Source organism: Thiocystis violacea (assembly GCF_016583575.1).
Classification (GTDB): Bacteria; Pseudomonadota; Gammaproteobacteria; order Chromatiales; family Chromatiaceae; genus Thiocystis; species Thiocystis violacea.
This window is the reverse complement of record NZ_NRRG01000001.1, coordinates 236,618-257,745: the sequence shown is the minus strand read 5'-3', so window position 1 is coordinate 257,745 and position 21,128 is coordinate 236,618. Positions and strand designations below refer to the sequence as shown.

The following is a 21,128-nucleotide window of genomic DNA, read 5'->3' as shown; positions in this document are numbered from 1 at the left end:
CAGTCCAGGTGAGTGGCGAGCAGGGTTCGGAGCCGTTTGACGGTACGGATTTCAGACATCAGGACATTGGGGGCAGAATCTCATGGCGATGTCATTATAATCAATATCTTAATGTGAAATGCACTGTACTGAGGTCCACCACACCGACGCCAAGCGCGAATGGGCCTATGACCGCAAGTCCCGCGTCGGAAAGCTTGATAGGGGCCTCGACGAAGCAAAGGTGAAGGGCTGGACGGTTGTGGATATGAAGGACGATTGGAAGACGATTTTCCCGAAATGATCCGGCCAACTATTTCCTGAATAGCGGTTCCCCCGGTCCTACCAGGCAGTCCACGAAGGATCATCGTCATGACCAGAGCTTGTTAGCTGGTCATCATTCATCAACGTGAGGAGATGAAGCTAGATGAAAAAACACCTAAGAGTTCTGGCTCGGAACACTCTCGTTTTGGGCGCCGTGCTGCTGGCCTTCAGTGGCATGGCTCATGCCCAATCGACGAAACCCAACATCCTCGTCATCTGGGGTGACGACATCGGTACCTGGAACATCAGCCACAACAACCGTGGCATGATGGGCTACAAGACGCCGAACATTGACCGCATCGCCCGCGAAGGCGTTGCCTTCACCGACTATTATGCGCAGCAGAGTTGCACCGCCGGTCGCGCCGCCTTCATCAGCGGCTCCGTACCGGTCCGCTCCGGCATGACCAAGGTCGGCATGCCTGGCGCCGCGGAAGGCTGGCAGAAGACCGACGTGACGATGGCCACCGTCCTCAAGAGCCAGGGCTATGCGACCGGTCAGTTCGGCAAGAACCACCAGGGCGATCGTGACGAACACCTGCCCACGATGCACGGTTTCGACGAGTTCCTCGGCAGCCTCTATCACCTCAATGCCGAGGAAGAGCCCGAAAACCGCGACTACCCGCGGGACATGAAGCTGCCTAGCGGTAAGACATTCCTCGAAACGTTCGGTCCCCGTGGCGTGATCAAGGCCAAGGCCGACGGCAAGGGTGGCCAGACGATCGAGAACCTCGGGCCGCTCACCAAGAAGCGCATGGAGACCATCGACGACGAGTCCATGGCCGCCGCCAAGGAATTCATCACCCGCCAGGCCAAAGCCGGGAAGCCCTTCTTCTGCTGGTGGAACGGCACCCGCATGCATTTCCGCACGCACGTGAAGCCCGAGCACACCGGCATCTCGGGTCAGGACGAATACGGTGACGGCATGGTCGAGCACGATATGCACGTCGGCGAACTCCTGAAGCTGATCGACGACCTTGGCCTCACAAACGACACTATCGTTCAGTATTCGACCGACAACGGCCCGCACTACAACACCTGGCCCGATGCCGGCACCACGCCCTTCCGTAGCGAGAAGAATTCGAATTGGGAAGGCGCCTTCCGCGTTCCGGCCTTCATCAAGTGGCCTGGTCACTTCCCCGACGGTGTGACCCTCAACGGCATCGTCTCGCACGAGGACTGGCTGCCGACCTTCGCCGCTGCCGCCGGCGCGCCTGACATCAAGGAGAAGCTGCTCAATGGCGTGGAACTCAACGGCCGCACCTACCGGAACCACATCGACGGCTACAACCTGCTCGATTACCTCAGCGGCAAGTCCACCGACGATCCCCGCAATGAATTCATTTATGTGGGCGACGACGGCGCCGTGATGGCCATCCGCGTGGGCGACTGGAAAGCGATCTACCTGGAGAACCGCGCTGAACAGCTGCAAGTGTGGCGCGAGCCCCTCGTGCACCTGCGCCTGCCGCTACTGTTCAACCTGCGTCGCGATCCCTTTGAGAAATCCCAGCATAACTCCAACACCTACCACGATTGGATGATCGACCGGGCGTTCGTGCTCGTGCCGCTGCAGGCCGTGGCCAGCAAGTTCCTCCTGACCCTGAAGGAGTATCCGCCGAGCCAGACCCCGGGCGACTGGAGCCTCGATTCGCTCGAGAAGCAGATCAAGAGTATGACCACGTCCGGCGAATAGGTCGGCCGCAGAGTCAGGAGCGCCGTCCACACCGGCGGCGCTCCCTGTTTTTTTTAACACAACGGTGTCCGCTTCCCATTCGAGAGGTACGCCTACAACATCGGCCGTCAACCCATGAGGCAACGGTGTCCGGTTCGTATTCTCTCGCCGCGAATAGAGCGTCGCGTTTGTTTCCAGCTAGTGCATACTTTCGGCGGTTTGGGCCAAAAACCCCTGATTCGCATTGGGGGATGGCTGACCGGAACACCAACGGCTCTAACCCGCCGTTCCAGGTTCGCCGCTCTGCAATCAGGAGTGGGCTAACCCGGTCGGACAATTCGCCACCAGTGTCGGTGTTGGGTCTACCCCGCTTACCTAGGTTTTCTGTTCCATTGCGCCTCAAATCCCTACAGTGCCAGCACCCGCTCCCAGCACCGCCGCTTGGAGGAGCGGCGCGTCCGCGCGCAGCGTTCCCGAACGCGTTGATCGCCCGGTGATCGCGGTCCGAGGAGGATGGGGCGGCGGCTTAGCACCCGTGCGAGGCGAGCGGTGTTGGCAGCCCCATGCAACCGGGTGCGGCACGCCTTCGCAGGCGCGCAGACCAGCGGATTCGCCCGCTCAGCGGGTCGGCAGCGGGGGGGCGTGCGCAAAGAATGCGGTGGCGGCCGGGTGTAGTGGCAGGGTCAGCCCGGTGGCGGCGCTCTGGCGACTGATCTGCGAACCGGCCATGGACCCGGCCCCCAGGAAGTCGCTCCCGCCGAAGAGCGCGCCGAGCACCTGCTCCACGTCCGCCCCCGGCAGGTCGGGCGCGGCGACCAGCAGGGCGGTCACGGCCAGGGTGCGCACCGGTTGCAGTTGGCCTGGATAGGTGGCGGGGGGCAGTTCCAGGGGGATCAGTCCCGCACCTTGATGGGTCAGCGCCGCCTGCACGTCCGGCGAGACCGACAGCAACTGGACCTCGCCCCGCGCGGCCGCTTGCGCGATCAGGCGGGCCGGGGCGCTGATGGTGGCGATGACCGCGTCGATCCGCCCGGCGGCCAGGTCGACGAGTCCCTGCTCCAGGCCGTCCTCGTGGACCGCGCCGAGGGCTTGCAGCTCCACCCCGGCGGCCTGGAGCAACAGGACGGAATTGACCCGGCTGCCCGAGTCGGGTTGGCCGATCTCCACCCGTTTACCGGCCAGGTCACGCAGGTTCGTGAGCGCCGAGCCGCGCGCGACCAGCACCTGCACCGGCTCCGGGAACAGACTCGCCAGGGCCACCAGCCGGTCATCGGTCGCGCCAGCGCCCGGCAGCGCCGTGGCGGCCAGGTTGTTCTGCACCAGCGCTAGGTCGACGTGCCCGCCACGCAGCAGTTGCAGGTTCTGCACGCTCCCGGCGGTGATGCGCGCGTCCGCGGTGCGCCCCCGCGCGGTCAGTGTCTGGACGAGCAGGTCCGCCACCCCCTGGTACTCCCCGCCCGGGGGACCGCCGGCCAAGGTCAGGACGCGGTCCAGCCGGTCCAGACGCTCGGTGATGGTCGTGTAGGCGTTCCCCAACTCCTCGGCGATGATCTGACGCTGGCGGTTGGGGTCGGCGCTCTGGCGCTCGTAGAGTTGCATCAGGCGCGCGAAGAGTCGCTGGGATTGGGCGCTGGTCGCCGGGCTCAAGGGGGCCGAGGGGGTACCGACCTCGGGCAGGACGGTGGCGATCGGCGTCCAGGCGTCCCCGTTGCGCGCGAAGCTCACGCTGCCGTGGACATAGACCCGATCCCCACGCCGGTTGCCCGCCTGGTGCAACCCGCTCACCCCCTTCTCGGTCGCCCCCAGGAGGGTCGCGAAGGCGGCGGCGTTGAGGTTGCTCCAGGAAGAAAAATCCAGGTCACGCGCGAAGGTGAGCACGGCGTTGTAGTAGACGATGCGTTGCGGCCGGCCCTGGCCGTCCGCACTCAAGGGACCGCGACCCAGGCGACGCAGACTGGTCAGGGCGAAGGTCTCGGGGCCGAAAGCCTGGCTCAAGCGCGCCTCGACGGTGCGCGTGACCTGGTGCACATCGGGGGCCTCCTGACAGGCGCTGAGCAGCAGCGCGGCCAGTACGACGGCGAGCCAATCGCCGGGGATCTTGAACAATGGCAGGTGCATGGTCAGAACCCGAACCAGGGCAGGGCGAGGTAGCCCTGGATCACCAGGGCATTGGTCAGATCGATCAGGAAGGCGCCGATCACCGGCACCAGCAGGAAGGCGAGTGGCGAGGGACCGTAGCGGCTGGTGATGGCCTGCATGTTGGCAATCGCTGTGGGCGTGGCGCCGAGCTGAAAGCCGCACTGACCGGCGGCGATGACCGCCGCGTCATAGTCCCCGCCCATGATGCGGAAGGTCAGGTTGATCGCCAGGGTCACGACCAGCAGGGCCTGGAGGCTCAGGATCACCAGGATGGGCAAGGCCAGGCTCACTAACTCCCATAGACGCAGCGTCATCAGGGCCATGGCCAGAAACAGCGACAGGCAGACGGTGCCGATCAGCTCCACCGTCGGTCCGTCCACCTGGTAGCGGTCGCCCACCCCCAGTGCATTGCGCAGCAGGATACCGGTCAACAGGCACCACACGAAGGTCGGCAGGGTGAGGCCCGGGAGGGTCACGTGCTCGGCGAGCAGGGTGCCCAGGCCCAGACAGGCCATCAACAGCAGCACCGATTCCAGCAGCGATCCGGGGCTTAAGGGGCGGCGTTCATCGGTGGCGAGTGAGCCCGGCCCCAGGTCGCCGGCCGCCCCGGCGCTCGGCTGCAATCGGTGGCGGCGGATCAACCACTGCGCGACCGGTCCGCCCAGCATACCGCCCAGCACCAGGCCGAAGGTGGCGCAGGCCATGGCCACCTCCACCGCCCCCTGGAGATTATTGACCTCCCCGAAGAGCTTGCCATAGGCCGCCCCGGTACCGTGACCGCCGGATAGGGTCGCCGAGCCACCCAGGATGCCCATCAACGGGTGCAGGTCCAGCGCGTGGGCCGCCGCGATGCCCAGCGCGTTCTGCAGCAGCAGCGCCAGGATGACGGCCGCGAACAGGATCAGGAGTTTGCGTCCACCCCGGGCCAGGGTGCGCAGGTCCGCGCCGAGTCCGATGGTGGAGAAGAAGACGAGCAGTAGGGGCGTCTGGGCGCGGGTGTCGAATTGCAGCTCCAGGTCGCCGCCGACGCGCGCCAAGGTCAGCAAGACGGCCACCGCCAGTCCGCCAACCACCGGCTCGGGGAAGCTGTAGGTCTGCAACAGGCTCACCCGGGAGATCAACGCCCGGCCGGTGAGCAGAACCAGGATGGCGGCAACGGTCGTCAGCGCGAGTGGGATCTCCACCGGCATAGCACGGGCTCCAGTTGGAGTGGTCGCAGCGACCAGCAGATAGGACGCCAGGTTGCCGTAGCGACCGGCAGCGGACCGGTAATTTTCGGGTTCCCGGCCCTTGTCCGCAATGCGCCGACCGCCCAAAATAGGCGCTCACCTGATCGCCCCAATCGGCTGACCACCCAGCGCGCCGACCCGAGGCCTTCGCCACCCTGAGCCGATTCGGTCATGACGTTCGAATACGAAGACCTGGCCCGCCACTTCGGCCGCCTCTGGCCGGTGCATGTCGAGGCGTTCAGCGCACTCCTGATCGTGCTGCGGAGGCAGTTCGGGGGCGACTTGGATCGCATGCTGGTGCTGGCCATCATTGGCTCGCGGACCCTGCCGCCTCGCCACATCGATGGGCTTTCATACGACGAGTTCATGGTCTTGGCGAGGAACGAGCAGGCGCCCGATCCCGACCCCATTAACCTTCAGTCCATCGCCGACTGCAGTGGCATCCCGCGTGAGACCGTGCGTCGAAAGGTGCGCGACCTCGAAGCCGCGGGGTGGCTTCATCCAGCACGGCATCCTGAGTCTCCGGATCGATCAGCAGGAGCCGGGAGAGCCGGAGCATCAGATCCGCGCCGCCGTGCCTGCGCTTGACCCCTTCGGTTACGCGGGCGCACCCCTTGAAGACTATCCGCTTGAAGACTATCCGCGGACGTTCCGTATGCGCCTCGCCGGGGTTGGCGAGATCCCGCGATGACAGTTTTAGTCTCAATGTGCAGAAGTCATCGGTCATCGTGCCGCCGGGGTTCGTCGAAGCTGTTTTTGATGCGTCGGATTGTGACGGCGTTTCCTTCGATGCGTATCGTCAGGCCGCGCAACGGGTCTATCGGTCCAGGGAGGCGAAGGCGCTCAGGCGCCGGACACCGATCCCCGGCACTGGACTTCCGGATTCCGTGGCGAGCCAGTTCGCGCCCGAATCGGAATCCCCCAGCGCAACCCAGCGGATCGACCTGCGCTGGGAGACCTTCGATCGCCAGGAGGTGTTCCGTGTGGATCGGGAGAACGGTCGTCTGCTGTTGAACCGGGAGTATCGGGACAGCCTTCTGGCCGGGCTGTCGCCCTCACGGGACGATGTGCCGATTTTCAAGGCCCTGCTGTTCTGTCTGCTCGGACCGGATTTTCAGGACGCCAAGCCCACGGAACGCCGTCGACGCGAACTGGCGCGGATCAATCGGATTCTGGTCGCCGCCTCCGCGCTCGGGCAGGGATGAGCGAGGGCGGGGAATCGACGAACTCCGGCGATGTGCTGACGCCGGAGCAGCGTTCGCTCTGCATGTCACGCATCCGTTCGCGCGATACGAAACCGGAGATCCTGATTCGTCGCGCCCTCTTTGCCCGAGGCTACCGCTACCGTCTCCATGATCGAAAACGGCCCGGCCGGCCCGACATCGTCTTTCCCGGACGCCGGGCGCTGATCCTGATTCATGGCTGTTTCTGGCACGCGCACGGCTGTCATCTGTCCGCCACTCCGGCCACCCGCCGCGAGTTCTGGGAGAACAAGCTCCGGGAGAATCGCGCGCGTGACAGCCGCGCGCTGAGCGCCCTGAGTCTGGCCGGCTGGCGTGTCCTGATCGTCTGGGAATGCGCGCTGCGGGGAAAGGGCAGACAGGATCCGGTGGCGGTGATCGACGCCTGCGAGCGGTTCCTGAACCATCCGGAGATGCGCGAAGCCGTGATTGAAGGATGGCGAAGCGGAGTGGCCGGATTGCGTTTGGAATCCCCTTCATGAGTGCCCAGGCGCGCGGCGCGCTCGGCCATCGATCATCATCCTTCGATACAGGTATCCACCCTGTATCGATCCCCGGTCCTTCAGTCGACCCATTCGTAGATCTCGATGGTGGCCGGATCGCATTTGCAACATCCGCCACCGCAGGGTGTGTTGGCCGGCAGTCGGCGCACCTTCCCCTTGCGTTCCAGGGTGCCGAGCATGCCCCTCAGGGCCTCCGGATCGGAGTCGAAGCGGTTGGATAGATCCAGCAGGGCCGCGCGGCGATGGTCACGGAGATAGGCTGAAAGCTCTGAGACGATCATGGTCAGACCGCCTCCCGCGCCAGGTTGCCGGAGGCGGGATCGCGCCGCGACCACCAGCGCATGGCGATCACCACGGCGATCAGGAGCGCCAGCATGCCGCCGATCCAGGCGCTCGAGGTCGCGGGATCGCGCTGGAAAATGGCGGCCTGGTAGAAGAGGGTCGCGGACAGGTAGCCGAGCCCGGTGGTCCAGAACACCGCGAAGATCGTCCAACCCGCAGAGGTCTCGCGATGGATGGCGGCGATGGCCGCGACGCAGGGCGCGTACATGAGGATGAAGAGCAGATAGGCGAAGGCCCCGGCGGCGCCGTCGAACCGGGCGGCCATGGCGCCGAAGGTGTCCGTGGTCACGGCCTGAGCCTCGGCGGCGGCGGTTGGATCGCTGAGATCCCCGATGTCGAGTCCGAGCGGGTCGGCCCAGCCACCCAGGGCGTCCGACAGATTGACCGGGATGGTCGCCACGGCCTCCGTCAGCCCGGCGCTCAGGCTGTAGGGTGTTTCCTCGGCCTCGCTGTCCGTGCCCCGGTCGGAGGCTCCCAGCGCCGAATAGGTGGCATCCAGGGTGCCGACCACCGCCTCTTTGGCGAGGATGCCGGTGAAGATACCGACCGTCGCCGGCCAGTTCTCGGCATCCAGACCCATGGGGCCGAAGGCCGGGGCGATGCTCCGCCCGATCTCGGCCAGCACCGAGCGGTCGCTGTCCTCGTTGCCGAAGCTTCCGTCCGTTCCGGTGCTGTTCAGCACGTTGATGACCAGCACCATGGGGACGATGACGGAGCCGGCCCGCAGCACGAATCCCTTGGTGCGATCCCAGGTCCGGATGAGTACGCCCTTGAGCGTCGGCAGATGATAGGGCGGCAATTCCATCACGAAGGGCATGACCTGACCTTCGAGCAGGGTGCACTTGAGAATGAAGCCGGTGAGCATGGCCGCGGCGATGCCGATCAGATAGAGCGCGAAGACGATGTTCTGACCGCCGGACGTGAAGAAGGCCGCCGCGAACAGGGCATAAACGGGCAGTCGCGCACCGCACGACATGAAGGGCGCCATCATGACCGTGAGGATGCGATCGCGGCGGTTCTCTAGTGTTCGGGTGGCCATGATCGCCGGCACGTTGCAGCCGAAGCCGACCAGCAGCGGGACGAACGACTTGCCGGGCAGCCCCACGGCGCGCATCGCGCGATCCATGACGAAGGCGGCCCGCGCCATGTAGCCCGAGTCCTCCAGGGCCGACATGAAGAGATAGAGAAAGGCGATGATGGGGATGAAGGTCGCGACCACCTGGATGCCGCCGCCGATGCCGTTGGCCAAACCGATGATCAGCCACTCGGGGGTACCGATCGAGGCCAGCCACTCGGCCGCGCCATCCACGAAGATGGTCCCGGCGACGATATCGAAGAAGTCGATGAAGGCGCCGCCGATGTTGATGGTGAACATGAACATCAGATACATCACGACCAGGAAGATTGGGATGCCGAGCATGCGGTTGAGCATCACCCGATCGATTCGATCCGAGAGACCGCGCGACGCCTGGCCTGATGGCGTGACCGCCTCCTGGGTCAGGGCATGGGCGAAGCCATAGCGGGCATCGGCGAAGAGGATATCCGCGTCATCGGCCTCCTCGCCCAGCAGCGACCGGACCTCGTCGGAGGTCACGGCGTCCCCGACCAGCGCGCGGGCCAGATCGTCGCCCTCGATCAGGCGCGCGGCGAGCCAGCGCGGCGGATCGCCCTGGGCCTCGGCGATCGCTGTCAGACGAGGCACGAGCGCGGCGATCGCCGTCTCCAGCTTGGGGCCGAAGGGAATCGTGGCCGGCTCGGCGACGCCCCGTCCACCCGCCCGCTCGGCGGCCTCCAGCAAGGTCTGGCGGAGTGTCGTGAGGCCCGTTCCATTCGCCGCGATGATCGGGACCACGGGACAGCCCAATCGTCTGGACAGGGCGCGGACGTCGATCGCCAGTCCCCGTTCCTCCGCCACGTCCATCATATTGAGGGCCAGCACCAGCGGGCGGCCCATCTCGATGAGCTGGGTCGTGAGATAGAGATTCCGCTCCAGACTCGAGGCGTCCAGGATGTTCAGGATGAGATCGGCCTCGCGCGCATGCACGAAATCGCGCGCGATCCGCTCATCGAGCGAGACCGAGGCGTCCGAGACGTCCAGCGAGTAGGTCCCGGGCAGATCCACTAGGGTGAAATCCGCCTCGCCGAAGCGATACCGTCCGGTCTTGCGCTCGACCGTGACACCCGGCCAGTTGCCGACCCGTTGCCGGGCGCCGGTGAGGCTGTTGAAGAGGGTCGTCTTGCCGCAGTTGGGGTTGCCGACTACGCCGATGGAGTAGGTCTTGCTCATGCGTCGCGCTCCATTTCCAGCACCGCCACCTCGCCGCGCCGCAGGCTGACCGAGGTCCCGCGCACCCGGATCTCGACCGGATCGCCGAGCGGGGCGACGCGCACCACCTCCAGCGTCGCTCCCGGCGTCAACCCCATGGACAGCAGCTTGCGCCGATAGGCGCCACCCCCGGACAGAAAGCCGAGGACGCGACCACGATCCCCGACGACGAACTCCTTCAGCGTGGTGCTCATCGAGTGATCCTCCCGACGAGAATCTTCGCCGCCATGCCGCCGCCGAGCGCGATGCGCGTCTCCCCGCGCGCGACCAGCAGTCCGCCGCCCTGTCGCTGGACGATCCGAACCTCCGCGCCCTGATTCAGGCCCAGCTCGGTCAGGCGCATGACCAGACCCTTGCCGCCTCGAAGGCTATGGATACGCACCGGTTCCCCTTCTCCGGCCATGGTGAGCGGAAATGTCCCCGAGTTGGAGCCGACCAAGCCTTCCGTGGAATCGCTCAGTGGCGATCCCTGGAAAACATCTAATAAATCATGCGGGTGGGCGTTGAGCGAAATGGAATGATTCATGGGTAGGCACCATGCAACAGGACTATTAACAAGAATAAATCCTATTTTAGGAGCGCGCTCATGTTAATGCAAACTATTCTCAAAAAGAGGTTGGTCGCGAGCCGACCGGGTCGGCGAAGCGGCTTCGCTAGACCTCCGGGATCACTGTCTCAATGACGGCGGGCGTCGCGCTCGGACTCGGACTGGGCGAGAATCAGGGCGAGGCGCTGTCGCGCCTGGGTCATGTCGATCGCGCGCGCGGCCAGTTCATCGGTGAGTCGAATCCCCTCTTCGAGGATCCGGGCGATCTGATCCCTGTCGAAAATCTCCAGCGCCGCCTCGACCTCCACGAGCGAGGCGCCGAGGAGCGTCGGTGTCAGCTCGGCGGGCCGGATGGGGGACTCGGGATGGAGCAGATCCACGACGAGCGGCTGTTCCAGCAGCCTGAAATGGATCGCCCGCGCGGCCTCCTCGTCGGCGAGTTCCTGTAGCGCGAGAGGATCCTCGCCCGCGGCGCGTTTCACCGCCGTCATGGTCAGCTCGATCAGTCGGCGGATTGCGACACGCTCCTTACCGTGATCCTCGGGCAGACCGAAGCTGTCCTCGTAATGGCGTTCCAGCGCCTCCTTGAGGGCCAGCACCCTCTCGCTTCCCGCATCGGGAGGCAGATCGATCGCCCGTTGCACCAGGGCGATGAAGCTCTGCTGAAAGCTCTCCATGTCCTCGTGATCCGCCTTCTGGGCCGCCAGCAGCGTCTCGGGCGCGATCGATTCGGGTGGCCATCCGAACAGTGGATTGGCGTGCCGGCGCTTGATGTGACGCTCTCGGCGCCCCGGCTTGTGCGTGAACGGTAGTTCGGTCGGCTGGGTCGGGTTCATGTCGCCTCGCTCCGATTGGAATCCATGGCCTCGTAGAGCGCGGAGTAGTCCTGGTCGCCCAGCCCCATCGATTCGGCCTGGAGACAGCAGGCGTCGATCGCCTCGATCAGACGGGTATCGAGCCCCGCCTCCTCCGCGGCGCGACGGAACAGCCGAACATCCTTCCGCAGGTGTTTGAGCGGGAAATTGGCCGCGCCGTAGTCGTGGCTCAGATACTTGTCGAGCTTCTTGTCGAAGGTCTTGGCATGGAGGGCGCTGGAGCGCAACAGGGACATGAACTGATCGACGTCGATCTCCTCGTGGCGCACCAGGCCGAGACTCAGCGAGAAGGTCGCGGTCAGGCCGGCGATCAACTGGTTCATCGCCAGCTTCAGCGCCGCGCCCTGACCGATTTCGCCGATGCGTCGCGGGTCGCGGCTCAGATCCCTGAAAACCGGCAGACAGCGCCCGAAGAGATCCGGGTCGCCGCCGGCCATGAGAATCAGGGTTCCCTCGCGCGCCTCCGGGAGACTGCCGAGGACCGGGGCCTCCAGATACTCGCCGCCCTGCGCGGCCACGTGTGCGCCGATGCCCCGGCTCTCGCGCGGCGCGATGGTGCCCATCTGGACCAGAACCCGGCCCGCCAGGGCGTCCGCGTCGCCGTTCTCGAAGAGGGTATCCAGGATCGCGCGGGCATCGCTCAGCAGCAGCAGCGTCAGATCCGCCGCCGCGATCGCCTCGGCCGCCGTCGGCGCGATCCGCAGCCCACGCCCGCGCGCGGCCTCGGCCCGTTCCGCCCCGCGATTCCAGCAGGTGACCTCGTGCCCCTGCCGTTTCAGCCGTAGCGCGATCTCCGCGCCCAGCAAGCCCATTCCCAGCACAGCGGTTTTCATCGCATCGACTCCGGGTTGTGTCATGGCCTCGTCAGACGGATCGGGATCCCAGGCCCGCCGGATGGCGTAGCTGTTCGATGACGGGCGCCGTGGACGGGCGCACTCCCCGCCATAGCCAGAAGGACTCCGCCGCCTGTTCCACCAGCATCCCCAGACCATCCAGGGCACGCGCCGCACCGTGCTCCTGGCCCCAACGACGGAAGGCTGTCGGCCGGTCCCCATAGAGCATGTCGTAGGTCCAACCGCCCTCGGCGAGACAGTCGTCCGGGATGTCCGGCACCTCATCGGTCAGACCCGACGAGGTGGCGTTGATGATGAGGTCGAAGCGCTCGCCCGCGAGCGCTTCCAGACCCGACCCCTCCACCGGCCCGAGAGGCGCGCCGAGCCGGGCCAGATCCAGCGCCCTGGAGGCGGTTCGGTTGGCGATCCGCAAGCGGGCGAGACCCGTTTCCAGCAGGGGCAGAAGGACGCCACGCGAGGCCCCACCCGCGCCCAGCAGCAGCACGCGGGCGCCCTGGAAGCCAAAGCCGTGGTTGTCCGCCAGATCCCGAACCAGTCCAACCCCGTCGGTGTTGTCGCCACGCAGTCGACCATCGGTCAGTCGGATCAGCGTATTGACCGCCCCCGCCGTCTCGGCCCTCGGACTGTGCTCGTCCGCGAGCGCCCAGGCGCGCTCCTTGAAGGGCACGGTGACATTGAGACCCAGGCCGCCCTCGGCCAGGAAACGACGCACCTCGCCTGGAAAATCCTCGGGATCACCGAGAATGCGGCCGTATTCCAGATCCTGTCCGGTCTGGCGCGCGAACTCCGCATGGATGAGCGGCGACTTGCTGTGGGCGATGGGGTTGCCGATGACGGCGTAACGCTCGGGCATGGTCGATGGCCGTTCCTGATGTCGGGTACGCCTCGCGTACCCGCGTGGTTCGGGTGTTCGGAGTGGCCTGGAGGACGGAAGAGGTACGCGGTGCGTACCCTACGCCAGCCAGCGCGCCACGTCCTTGGCGTAGTAGGTCAGGATGCCGTCGGCGCCAGCGCGCTTCATGGACACCAGGGCCTCCAGCACCACCGCCTGCTCGTTCAGCCAGCCGTTCTGGCTCGCGGCCTTGAGCATGGCGTACTCGCCGCTGACCTGATAGACGAAGGTCGGAGCGCCGAACTGATCCTTGATGCGGCGCACGATGTCCAGATAGGGCAGGCCGGGCTTGATCATGACCATGTCCGCGCCCTCGGCCAGATCCAGAGCGACCTCGTGGATGGCCTCGTCCGAGTTGGCCGGATCCATCTGATAGGTGTACTTGTTGCCCGCGCCCAGATTGGCGGCCGAGCCGACGGCGTCGCGGAAGGGGCCGTAGTAGCTGGAGGCGTATTTGGCCGAGTAGGCGAGGATGCGGGTGTGGATGTAGCCGGACGCCTCGAGCGCGGCGCGCACCGCGCCGATGCGCCCGTCCATCATGTCCGAGGGGGCCACGATGTCGGCGCCCGCCTCGGCATGAGAGACCGCCTGGCGCACCAGCACGTCGACCGTCTCGTCATTCATGACATAACCGGCCTCGTCGATGAGACCATCCTGACCGTGGGTGGTGAAGGGGTCGAGCGCCACGTCGGTGATGATGCCCAGCTCCGGCACCGCGTCCTTGAGCGCGCGCACGGCCCGCTGGGCCAGTCCGTCGGGGTTGAAGGCTTCCTTGGCGTCGAGCGACTTGGCCGACAGGGGCGTGACCGGAAACAGCGCCATCGCCGGGATTCCGAGCCGGGCGGCCTCGCGCGCGTCCTCGACCAGCAGATCGATGCTGAGGCGCTCCACGCCCGGCATGGAGGTGACCGCCTCGCGCTGCCCCGAGCCCTCGAGGACGAAGACCGGATAGATGAGGTCGTTCGGGGTCAGGACGGTCTCGCGCATCATGCGGCGCGAGAAATCGTCGCGACGCATCCGCCGCATGCGGGTGATGGGATAGGCGGAACGGGGGGTGTCAAGGTCAGCCATGGGATTTAAGGGGCCTCGGCGTCGGGTCCGGCGCGACCGGGACCATCCCGGCGCTTCAAGGCGCCTAAAATAGCTCAGCCGACGCGGGGGCTCCAGTCGAACCGCGTTTTGGCCGGCGTTCCCTATGGATCGCCGGTGAACGCCTCGCGTGAACCGCGCGGCGGCTCCGAAATCCGCGACGCCCCGGCTTCGTCCTTCGCGTTAATATTCGGACATTCGCTGTCCCCGGACGTTATCCATGCGGTACCTTTCCCAACCCGATCCACATATCTTCGATGTCGAATACGAGCATTTCCAGATCCAGGTCATCGAAGCCTCCCAAACGCACCCCATCCTGGTCGATTTCTGGGCCGATTGGTGCGGTCCCTGTCACGCCCTGACCCCGCATCTCAAGCGGGTCATCGAGGAGTACGAGGGCCGAATCCGGCTCGCCAAGCTGGAGGTCGACGAAGGCGAGAACATGCGTCTGGCCGGTCACTACAAGGTCCGTGGATTTCCGACCGTCATTCTCTTCCAGCGTGGCGAGGATCGCGGACGTTTCAGCGGGGCACGTTCGCGCTACCAGATCAAGGAATGGCTTCAGGAGCATCTCGGAGCGGACGGACCTTGAGGCGATTTCCGGGAAAGTCCGTACCCGACCGAAAGCTCCGGAATTAGACAGGGCGAATCGCGGGTACAAGATTTCCTGGAAATCAGCAGGGGTATCGGCCGCATGCCGTCCTCGCCCACGCGGCCCAGCCGGAAATCCATGGCCTTCACTCGCGCCGCCGCCTCCGCGAGGGTGTGCGGGCGCGAAGGTCGTTGGCCAGAGCCGCCATCGGGGTCGAGACTTCAGCGCAGGTTGTAACGGCGGAAATTCTCGCGCGTCCGATCGCGGGTACAATCGCCCTCCCCTTCAATGATCGAGCCCCGTCTCATGTTTCTTTCCCCGTTCTTTACCGAGGAGGCCGGCGTCGTCCGAATCTCCGCCGCCCAGGGCAGCGCCTTCGCCAAGGATATCGCCGGCGATTTCAATCTCATCCACGACGCGGACAATCCAAGGTTCTGCGCCCCCGGCGATCTGCTGTTCGCGCTGGTGCTGGCCAGGCATGGGGTCGGCAGTCGCATGAGCTTCCGCTTCACGGGCATGGTCGGCGCCGACGTTCCTCTAACCTTCACCGAGATCGACGGGGGGATGCTGGTGACGGACGCGGCGGGTAAGTCCTGTCTGGAGGTCGCCTCCAGCGGCCCCGTGAGTCGGGATCCGACCCTGATCGAGTCCTTGAGCCGACGCTATGTCGCCTTCTCCGGGCAGAATTTCCCACACATCCTGGTCCCGCTGATGGAGCGCGAAGGGGTGATGGTCAATCCTGATCGACCGCTGGTGATCTACGAGCGGATGTTCTTCGAGCTGGATCGTCTCGATGCTGGCGACCTGGACCTGACCCTGGTCGAGAGTCAGTTGGAGGTGAAGGGGCGGCGAGGCGAGGCGCGCTTGGGGTTTCAGATTGGACAGGCCGGGGAGCCGATCGGTCGGGGCTCCAAGTCACTGGTCCTGAGCGGTTTGCGCGATATCGATCCGGCGACGCTCCAGGGGTTGGTCGAGCGCTACGCGAACTGGAAGGCCGCCTATCTGGCCGCCAACGCGACCGCCTGAGGGTGGCGGGCCTTCAGGCCCGCCGGAACCGAGTAGGCAGGCTCGCCCATCAAGCGACCAAGGTCGCCGCCACGGGTTCGTCCAACCAATCCCTCACGACCAGGAAGCGTTCATACAGCTCAGCCTCCGGGCTTCCCGCCTCCGGCCGATAGTCATAGCGCCAGCTCACCTCGGGTGGCATCGAGACCAGGATGGATTCGGCACGCCCGCCCGACTGTAGACCGAACAGCGTCCCCCGGTCATGGACCAGATTGAACTCCACGTAACGTCCGCGCCGATAGAGTTGGAAGTCACGCTCGCGGTCGCCGTGCATTCTCGCCCAGCGACGGTTGACGATCGGGAGATAACCCGGCAGGTAGTGATCGCCGACGCTGCGCAGGAAGGCGAAGGCGTTGTCGAATCCACCTTGATCGAAATCGTCGAAAAAGAGACCGCCGACCCCGCGTGGCTCGTTGCGATGCTTGATGAAGAAATACTGGTCGCACCAAGCCTTGAGGCGCGGATAGAGATCCTCGCCGAAGGGCGCGCAGGCCTCGCGTGCGTTTCGGTGCCAGTGGATCACGTCCTCCTCGAAGCCATAGTAGGGCGTGAGATCGAAGCCGCCGCCGAACCACCAGACCGGCTCCTCGCCGTCTTTTTCGGCGATGAAGAAGCGCACGTTGAGATGCGAGGAAGGGACGTAGGGATTCCAGGGATGCGAGACCAGCGAGACGCCCATGGCCTCGAAGCGTCGACCCGCGAGTTCGGGCCGATGCGCGCTGGCCGAGGGCGGGAGCCGGTCGCCGAAGACGTGCGAGAAATTGATGCCGCACTGCTCGAAGACCGCGCCCGACTGCATCACCCGGGTGCGCCCTCCTCCGCCGCCGGGTCGGTCCCAGGTGTCCTGGCGAAAGCCGGCACCGCCGTCGGTTGCTCGCAGCGCCTCGGTAATACTGTCCTGCAAGTTCATCAGATAGGTTTTGACGGCCTGGATATCGGGCTGGCTCGACATCGCTTCGATTCCTCCGGGGTGGGACAATGGCCACAGCGATCATAAACAAGCTCCGACCGGGTGTAGAGCCTCATGTTGCGTCGAACGATCCTCTGGATCCTCTCCATTCTGCTTGCGCTTCCGCTCGTCGGCTTCGGTGGCCTCTATTGGCTGGCCAAGCGCGCCGAACCCGCTTACTCGGGCTCGCTGATCATGCCGGGTCTGAATCGGCCGGTGAACGTGCGTTTCGGGCCGCATGCCGTGCCGAGCATCGAGGCGGAGAATCTCCAGGATCTGCTCTTCGCACAGGGCTATGTGGTGGCGTCGGAGCGACTTTGGCAGATGGATCTGCTGCGTCGGCTGGCCTCGGGGCGTTTGGCCGAGCTGTTCGGCCCGGACGCGCTTCCGGTGGACCGTTTCTTCCGCACGGTCGGACTGGCGGGCGAGGCACGACGCGCCCTGGAAGGAATGGAGCCATCCGATCGGGCGTTGCTCGATGCCTACGCATCGGGGGTGAACGCCTACCTGGCAGGGAACCGGCGTCCGCTGGAATACCGGATCGCCGGTCTCGTACCCGCCCCCTGGCACGCGGAGGACAGCCTGGCGATCGGCGCCTACATGGCCTGGACCCAGTCCTTCAACGCGCGCGGCGAGCTGACCTTTCTGCGTCTGGCCCAACGACTCGGGCCGGAGCGGGCGCGCGAACTCTTCCCAACTGACGAGGGCCTTCCGGCCCCCGAGGTCGCGCCCGAGCTGGTCCGCTATCTCGCCGGGCCGGACGGGGCTCGGATGGGCCAGGTGGATGTCGCCGCCTTCGATCGGATGCTTGCGCTTCCGGGCCGACTCGGGCTGCCGATTCCCGGACCGGCGAGCAACGCCTGGCTGGTCACCGGATCCAGGACCGCGAACGGCGCGGCCATGCTCGCCAACGACCCCCATCTGGCGCTCTCAATGCCGGGGATCTGGTACGAGCTGGAGCTGATCGCGCGCGGGCTGCATGTCGCCGGCGTCGCCCTGCCCGGTGTGCCGCTGGTCCTGATCGGCCACAACGCGGATCTGGCCTGGGGCTTCACCACCGTTATCGCCGATACCCAGGACATCTTCATCGAGCGCCCGACGCCCGATGGCCACCATGTGGAGCGCGCGGGCGGTGAGCCGGAGCCGATCCAGATCCGCCGGGAGCGCGTCCTGGTCAGGGGCGGCGAGCCGGTCGAGATCGCGATTCGCTCGACCAGCCGGGGCGTGGTCCTGAATGAGATTCTGGGGGACACGACCGGCACCCTGATGGACCTGCCCGAGCCCGGCCTGATCGATCTGCTGGTATTGCGCCAGAACCATGATCGGCCCGACCGGAGCTTCCAGGCGGTGCGCGGACTGGCCGAGGCGACCACGCTGGAGGAGGCGCGGACGGCGGGTCTCGACTTCCGGCATGTCTCGACCAATCTGATGCTGGCCCATCGCGACGGCGGCATCGCCTGGCAGGTGACCGGCCTGCTGCCCGAGCGCGGTGCGGGCTCCGGGGCCTTTCCCTCGCCGGGCTGGATCGAGGCTTACGCCTGGCAAGGCCATGTTCCCCAAGCGCTGAACCCAAGCTCGACCAACCCGGCCGGGGACGTTCTGATCACGGCCAATAACCGCACCATCCCGAGCGACCACCCGGTCCAGGTCAGCCGGTCCTGGATGTCGCCGCATCGCGCGCAGCGCGTCGCCGAGCGGATCGCGAAGGCCCCGCCGCTCACGCCCGAGTCCATGGCCGCGATCCAGGCCGATCGGGTCAGTTTCCAGGGCCGCCAGATGCAAGCCTCGGTGCGTCGACTGGAGCCAGAGATCCGCGACCTGGATCCGCGCGCCTGGGAGATCGCCGCGACCCATCTGCTGGACTGGGACGGGACCATGGATGGCGCGAGCCGCCCCGCCGCCTTCGCCGCCCTGCTGGAACCGGCCCTGTTCCGGGCGCTCTACGCCGATGAGTTGGGCGAGGATCTGCCGCTGCTCATGTCGTTGGTCAGCGTCGCCTACAGCCCCTTGCAGGAGACCCTGCGCAGCGGCGATTCCAGCTTCTGGGACGACATCGGAACACCCGAGGTCGAGACCCCCGCCGCCATCTGGGCGCGCGCCATTCTCGCAGTCTGGGCGGAACTGACCGCGCGCTCGGGCGACGCGGACGGCGTTCGGCTGGACCAGATCCGTTCGCTCAAGTTTCCACATGCCTTCGACGCCATTCCGCTGCTTGGTCGGCTGTTCAGCGTCGGGCCGATCGCGGTCGGCGGCAGCTCCGACACCATCGATATCATGAAAACCCTGCCCCAGAATCCAGGCGAGGGACTCTTCGCCGCCTCCATGCGTTTCGTCGCCACGCCATCGGACTGGAGCCAGACCCGAGGCACCCTGCCGCTCGGCCAGTCCGGACATCCCTTTTCCCCCTACCGAACCGACCAGCTCCAGGACTGGCTGGCGGTGCGCGGTCATCCCTGGCCCTGGAACGGCCCGGCGGAGGACGAGACCATCGGCCGGCTCCGGCTGCTCCCGCCCGAGGAAGGCGCGACCCCATGACCCTGATCGGCATCGACACCGGCGGCACCTTCACCGATTTCGTCCTCTGGCGCGAGGGCGAGGTGCGCATCCATAAGGTGCTCTCGACCCCGTCCGCGCCCGAGCGCGCCATCCTCCAGGGGATCGCCGATCTCGGCCTGGATCCGCGCGATCTGCGCGTGGTGCATGGCAGCACGGTCGCGACCAACGCGGTGCTGGAGGGCAAGGGCGCGCGCACCCTCTATGTCGCCAACCGGGGGCTCAAGGATCTGCTGACCATCGGGCGACAGGCGCGACCGGATCTCTACGATCTTCAGCCGCCGCCGCGCCGACCGCCGGTGCCGCCCGAACTCTGCATCGAGACCGGCGGGCGGCTCGGCGCGGACGGCGGCTGGGTGGAGCCGCTGACCGAGACGGATCTGGACGCCTTCAAGGCCGAGGTGGCGCGGCTCGCTCCGGAGTCGATCGCCATCAATCTGCTCTTCTCCTATCTCGACGACAGCGCCGAGCGCGCCCTGGCGGAGGCCCTGCCGGCGGATCGCTTCGTCTCGCGCTCCTCCGAGGTGCTGCCGCTGATCGGCGAGTACGAGCGCGGCATCGCGACCTGGCTCAACGCCTGGGTCGGACCCCTGGTCGCCGGTTATCTCGACCGGCTCGCGGCCGGTCTGCCGGGCGCGCGGGTGGCGGTGATGCAGAGCAGCGGCGAGGCGGTCGCGGCCGAGCGCACCGCACGTCACGCGGCGCGGCTGCTGCTCTCCGGGCCGGCCGGCGGGCTGGCCGGCGCGGCCTTCGTCGCCTCCGCCGATGGGACGCCGCGTCGGCTGCTGAGCTTCGACATGGGCGGCACCTCGACCGATGTCGCACTGATCGACGGCGAGCCGCGTCTGACCACGGCCGGACGCATCGCCGGCTTCCCGGTCGCCCTGCCGATGGTGGACATGCACACCATCGGCGCGGGCGGCGGCTCCATTGCCCGCGTCGACGCCGGCGGTCTGCTGCTGGTCGGTCCCGAGTCCGCCGGGGCGGATCCGGGACCGGCCTGCTATGGTCGCGGCGGCACCGAGCCGACGGTGACCGACGCCAACCTGGTGCTGGGACGGCTGGACCCGGACGGCTTTCTGGGCGGACGGATGCGGCTCGATTCCGAGGCCGCGCGCAGCGCCGTCGGCCGCGTCGCCGAGGCTTTGGGCCTGGGGCTGGAAGAGGCCGCCCTGGGTATCGTCCGGATCGCCGACGAGCACATGGCGCGGGCGCTGCGGGTCATCTCGGTGCAACGCGGTCTGGACCCGCGCGATTTCATCCTCACCGCGTTCGGCGGCGCGGGCGGGCTGCATGTCTGCGCCCTGGCCGAGGCGCTCGGGATGACGCGGGCCATGGCGCCCGTTCATGGCGGGGTGCTGTCCGCGCTGGGGATGCTGGTCGCGCCCTCGGGACGGACGCTGACCAAGACCCGGCTTGGATTGCTCGGCGACCTGGACGATCGCGAGATCGAGACGGCCCTGCGCGCCCTCGCCGACGAGGGCCGCGCCGAGTTGCTCCAGGAAGGGACGCCTGCCGATCGGCTTCGCGTCGAGTCGTCGCTGGATCTGCGCTACCAGGGCCAGTCCCACACGCTGAATCGGCCCTGGACCGGGGTCGCGGACCTCATGGCCGATTTTCACGCGACGCATGAGGCGGCCTATGGCCATCGTCTGGAGCTTCCGGTCGAACTGGTCAACCTGCGGGTTCGCGTGCGCGCGCCGATGTCCCTCCCGCGCCTGCCCGAGTGTGTTCCATCGGCTCCGACAGGCGCACCGCGAACCCGGCTCGCCCATGGATGCGACCGCCCCGTGCCCGTTCTGGCGCGCGAGTCGCTGGCCAGGGACGCCGACCGGGTCGGCCCGGCGGTCATCGCCGATGCCGTCTCTACCACCTGGCTGGCCCCAGGCTGGAAGGCCCGCCTGGACGCCATCGGGAATCTGCTCCTGACGCGGATCTGAGCCGCGTTCGACCTGGGCCGTTG

Annotated in this window: 19 protein-coding genes; 8 read left to right on the top strand and 11 right to left on the bottom strand. The window is 66.6% G+C overall.

Annotated elements, in window-relative coordinates; translation table 11 throughout:
• Window positions 1–403: 403 nt before the first annotated feature.
• Complete coding sequence (locus CKO27_RS01165; RefSeq protein ID WP_200372938.1) at window positions 404–1,990, top strand: arylsulfatase; 1,587 nt, start codon at window positions 404–406, stop codon at window positions 1,988–1,990.
• 597 nt (window positions 1,991–2,587) lie between these two features.
• On the opposite strand, the gene CKO27_RS01160 is transcribed toward CKO27_RS01165, so the two are convergent.
• Both CKO27_RS01160 and gltS read right to left on the bottom strand, forming a co-directional pair.
• Window positions 2,588–4,087, bottom strand: a complete 1,500-nt coding sequence (locus tag CKO27_RS01160) for a TAXI family TRAP transporter solute-binding subunit (protein WP_200372936.1) — start codon at window positions 4,085–4,087, stop codon at window positions 2,588–2,590.
• 2 nt (window positions 4,088–4,089) lie between these two features.
• A complete protein-coding gene (gene gltS, locus CKO27_RS01155; protein WP_200372934.1) occupies window positions 4,090–5,298 on the bottom strand; it encodes a sodium/glutamate symporter in 1,209 nt (402 codons plus the stop codon).
• 210 nt (window positions 5,299–5,508) lie between these two features.
• Between gltS and CKO27_RS01150 the strand changes: the two genes are divergently transcribed.
• The 3 genes from CKO27_RS01150 to CKO27_RS01140 all read left to right on the top strand — a co-directional run bounded on the left by CKO27_RS01150 (window position 5,509) and on the right by CKO27_RS01140 (window position 7,060).
• Window positions 5,509–5,925 carry a helix-turn-helix domain-containing protein gene (locus tag CKO27_RS01150; protein ID WP_200372932.1) on the top strand — a complete coding sequence of 139 codons (417 nt, stop codon included), beginning with the start codon at window positions 5,509–5,511 and terminating at the stop codon, window positions 5,923–5,925.
• Window positions 5,926–6,044: 119 nt separating this feature from the next.
• Window positions 6,045–6,542, top strand: coding sequence for a hypothetical protein (locus CKO27_RS01145; protein ID WP_200372930.1), 498 nt, complete (start codon window positions 6,045–6,047; stop codon window positions 6,540–6,542).
• Window positions 6,539–7,060, top strand: a complete 522-nt coding sequence (locus CKO27_RS01140) for a very short patch repair endonuclease (RefSeq protein WP_200372928.1) — start codon at window positions 6,539–6,541, stop codon at window positions 7,058–7,060. Before CKO27_RS01145 ends, CKO27_RS01140 begins: the two co-directional genes overlap by 4 nt.
• An 80-nt stretch (window positions 7,061–7,140) precedes the next feature.
• On the opposite strand, the gene CKO27_RS01135 is transcribed toward CKO27_RS01140, so the two are convergent.
• From CKO27_RS01135 to hemB, 8 genes are all read right to left on the bottom strand, one after another.
• A complete protein-coding gene (locus CKO27_RS01135; protein WP_200372926.1) occupies window positions 7,141–7,362 on the bottom strand; it encodes a FeoC-like transcriptional regulator in 222 nt (73 codons plus the stop codon).
• 2 nt (window positions 7,363–7,364) lie between these two features.
• Window positions 7,365–9,710: a Fe(2+) transporter permease subunit FeoB gene (gene feoB / locus CKO27_RS01130; RefSeq protein ID WP_200372924.1), complete on the bottom strand. Its 2,346-nt coding sequence runs from the start codon at window positions 9,708–9,710 to the stop codon at window positions 7,365–7,367.
• A complete protein-coding gene (locus tag CKO27_RS01125) occupies window positions 9,707–9,943 on the bottom strand; it encodes a FeoA family protein (protein WP_200372922.1) in 237 nt (78 codons plus the stop codon). Before CKO27_RS01125 ends, feoB begins: the two co-directional genes overlap by 4 nt.
• Entirely contained in the window at window positions 9,940–10,275 is a 336-nt protein-coding gene (locus CKO27_RS01120) for a FeoA family protein (RefSeq protein WP_200372920.1), read from the bottom strand. Before CKO27_RS01120 ends, CKO27_RS01125 begins: the two co-directional genes overlap by 4 nt.
• Before the next feature lie 149 nt (window positions 10,276–10,424).
• Window positions 10,425–11,132, bottom strand: a complete 708-nt coding sequence (locus CKO27_RS01115) for a hypothetical protein (protein WP_200372918.1) — start codon at window positions 11,130–11,132, stop codon at window positions 10,425–10,427.
• A complete protein-coding gene (locus CKO27_RS01110) occupies window positions 11,129–12,004 on the bottom strand; it encodes an NAD(P)-dependent oxidoreductase (RefSeq protein WP_200372917.1) in 876 nt (291 codons plus the stop codon). The genes CKO27_RS01115 and CKO27_RS01110 overlap by 4 nt, the downstream gene beginning before the upstream one ends.
• A 31-nt stretch (window positions 12,005–12,035) precedes the next feature.
• Window positions 12,036–12,878: a shikimate dehydrogenase gene (gene aroE / locus CKO27_RS01105; protein WP_200372916.1), complete on the bottom strand. Its 843-nt coding sequence runs from the start codon at window positions 12,876–12,878 to the stop codon at window positions 12,036–12,038.
• A gap of 99 nt (window positions 12,879–12,977) precedes the next feature.
• Window positions 12,978–13,988 carry a porphobilinogen synthase gene (gene hemB, locus CKO27_RS01100; RefSeq protein WP_200372915.1) on the bottom strand — a complete coding sequence of 337 codons (1,011 nt, stop codon included), beginning with the start codon at window positions 13,986–13,988 and terminating at the stop codon, window positions 12,978–12,980.
• A gap of 238 nt (window positions 13,989–14,226) precedes the next feature.
• Here hemB and CKO27_RS01095 point away from each other — a divergent pair, with 238 nt between their 5' ends.
• Window positions 14,227–14,598 carry a thioredoxin family protein gene (locus CKO27_RS01095; protein WP_200372914.1) on the top strand — a complete coding sequence of 124 codons (372 nt, stop codon included), beginning with the start codon at window positions 14,227–14,229 and terminating at the stop codon, window positions 14,596–14,598.
• Window positions 14,599–14,904: 306 nt separating this feature from the next.
• Window positions 14,905–15,624 (top strand): DUF3581 family protein, encoded by a 720-nt coding sequence (locus CKO27_RS01090; RefSeq protein WP_200372913.1) that lies wholly within the window; start codon window positions 14,905–14,907, stop codon window positions 15,622–15,624.
• A 49-nt stretch (window positions 15,625–15,673) separates the two neighbouring features.
• Here CKO27_RS01090 and hemF read toward each other — a convergent pair whose 3' ends face one another.
• Window positions 15,674–16,615: an oxygen-dependent coproporphyrinogen oxidase gene (hemF, locus tag CKO27_RS01085; protein ID WP_200372911.1), complete on the bottom strand. Its 942-nt coding sequence runs from the start codon at window positions 16,613–16,615 to the stop codon at window positions 15,674–15,676.
• A 72-nt stretch (window positions 16,616–16,687) separates the two neighbouring features.
• Here hemF and CKO27_RS01080 point away from each other — a divergent pair, with 72 nt between their 5' ends.
• Both CKO27_RS01080 and CKO27_RS01075 read left to right on the top strand, forming a co-directional pair.
• Entirely contained in the window at window positions 16,688–19,147 is a 2,460-nt protein-coding gene (locus CKO27_RS01080) for a penicillin acylase family protein (protein WP_200372909.1), read from the top strand.
• Window positions 19,144–21,105 carry a hydantoinase/oxoprolinase family protein gene (locus CKO27_RS01075; RefSeq protein ID WP_200372907.1) on the top strand — a complete coding sequence of 654 codons (1,962 nt, stop codon included), beginning with the start codon at window positions 19,144–19,146 and terminating at the stop codon, window positions 21,103–21,105. The genes CKO27_RS01080 and CKO27_RS01075 overlap by 4 nt, the downstream gene beginning before the upstream one ends.
• The last annotated feature ends 23 nt before the right edge of the window (window positions 21,106–21,128 follow it).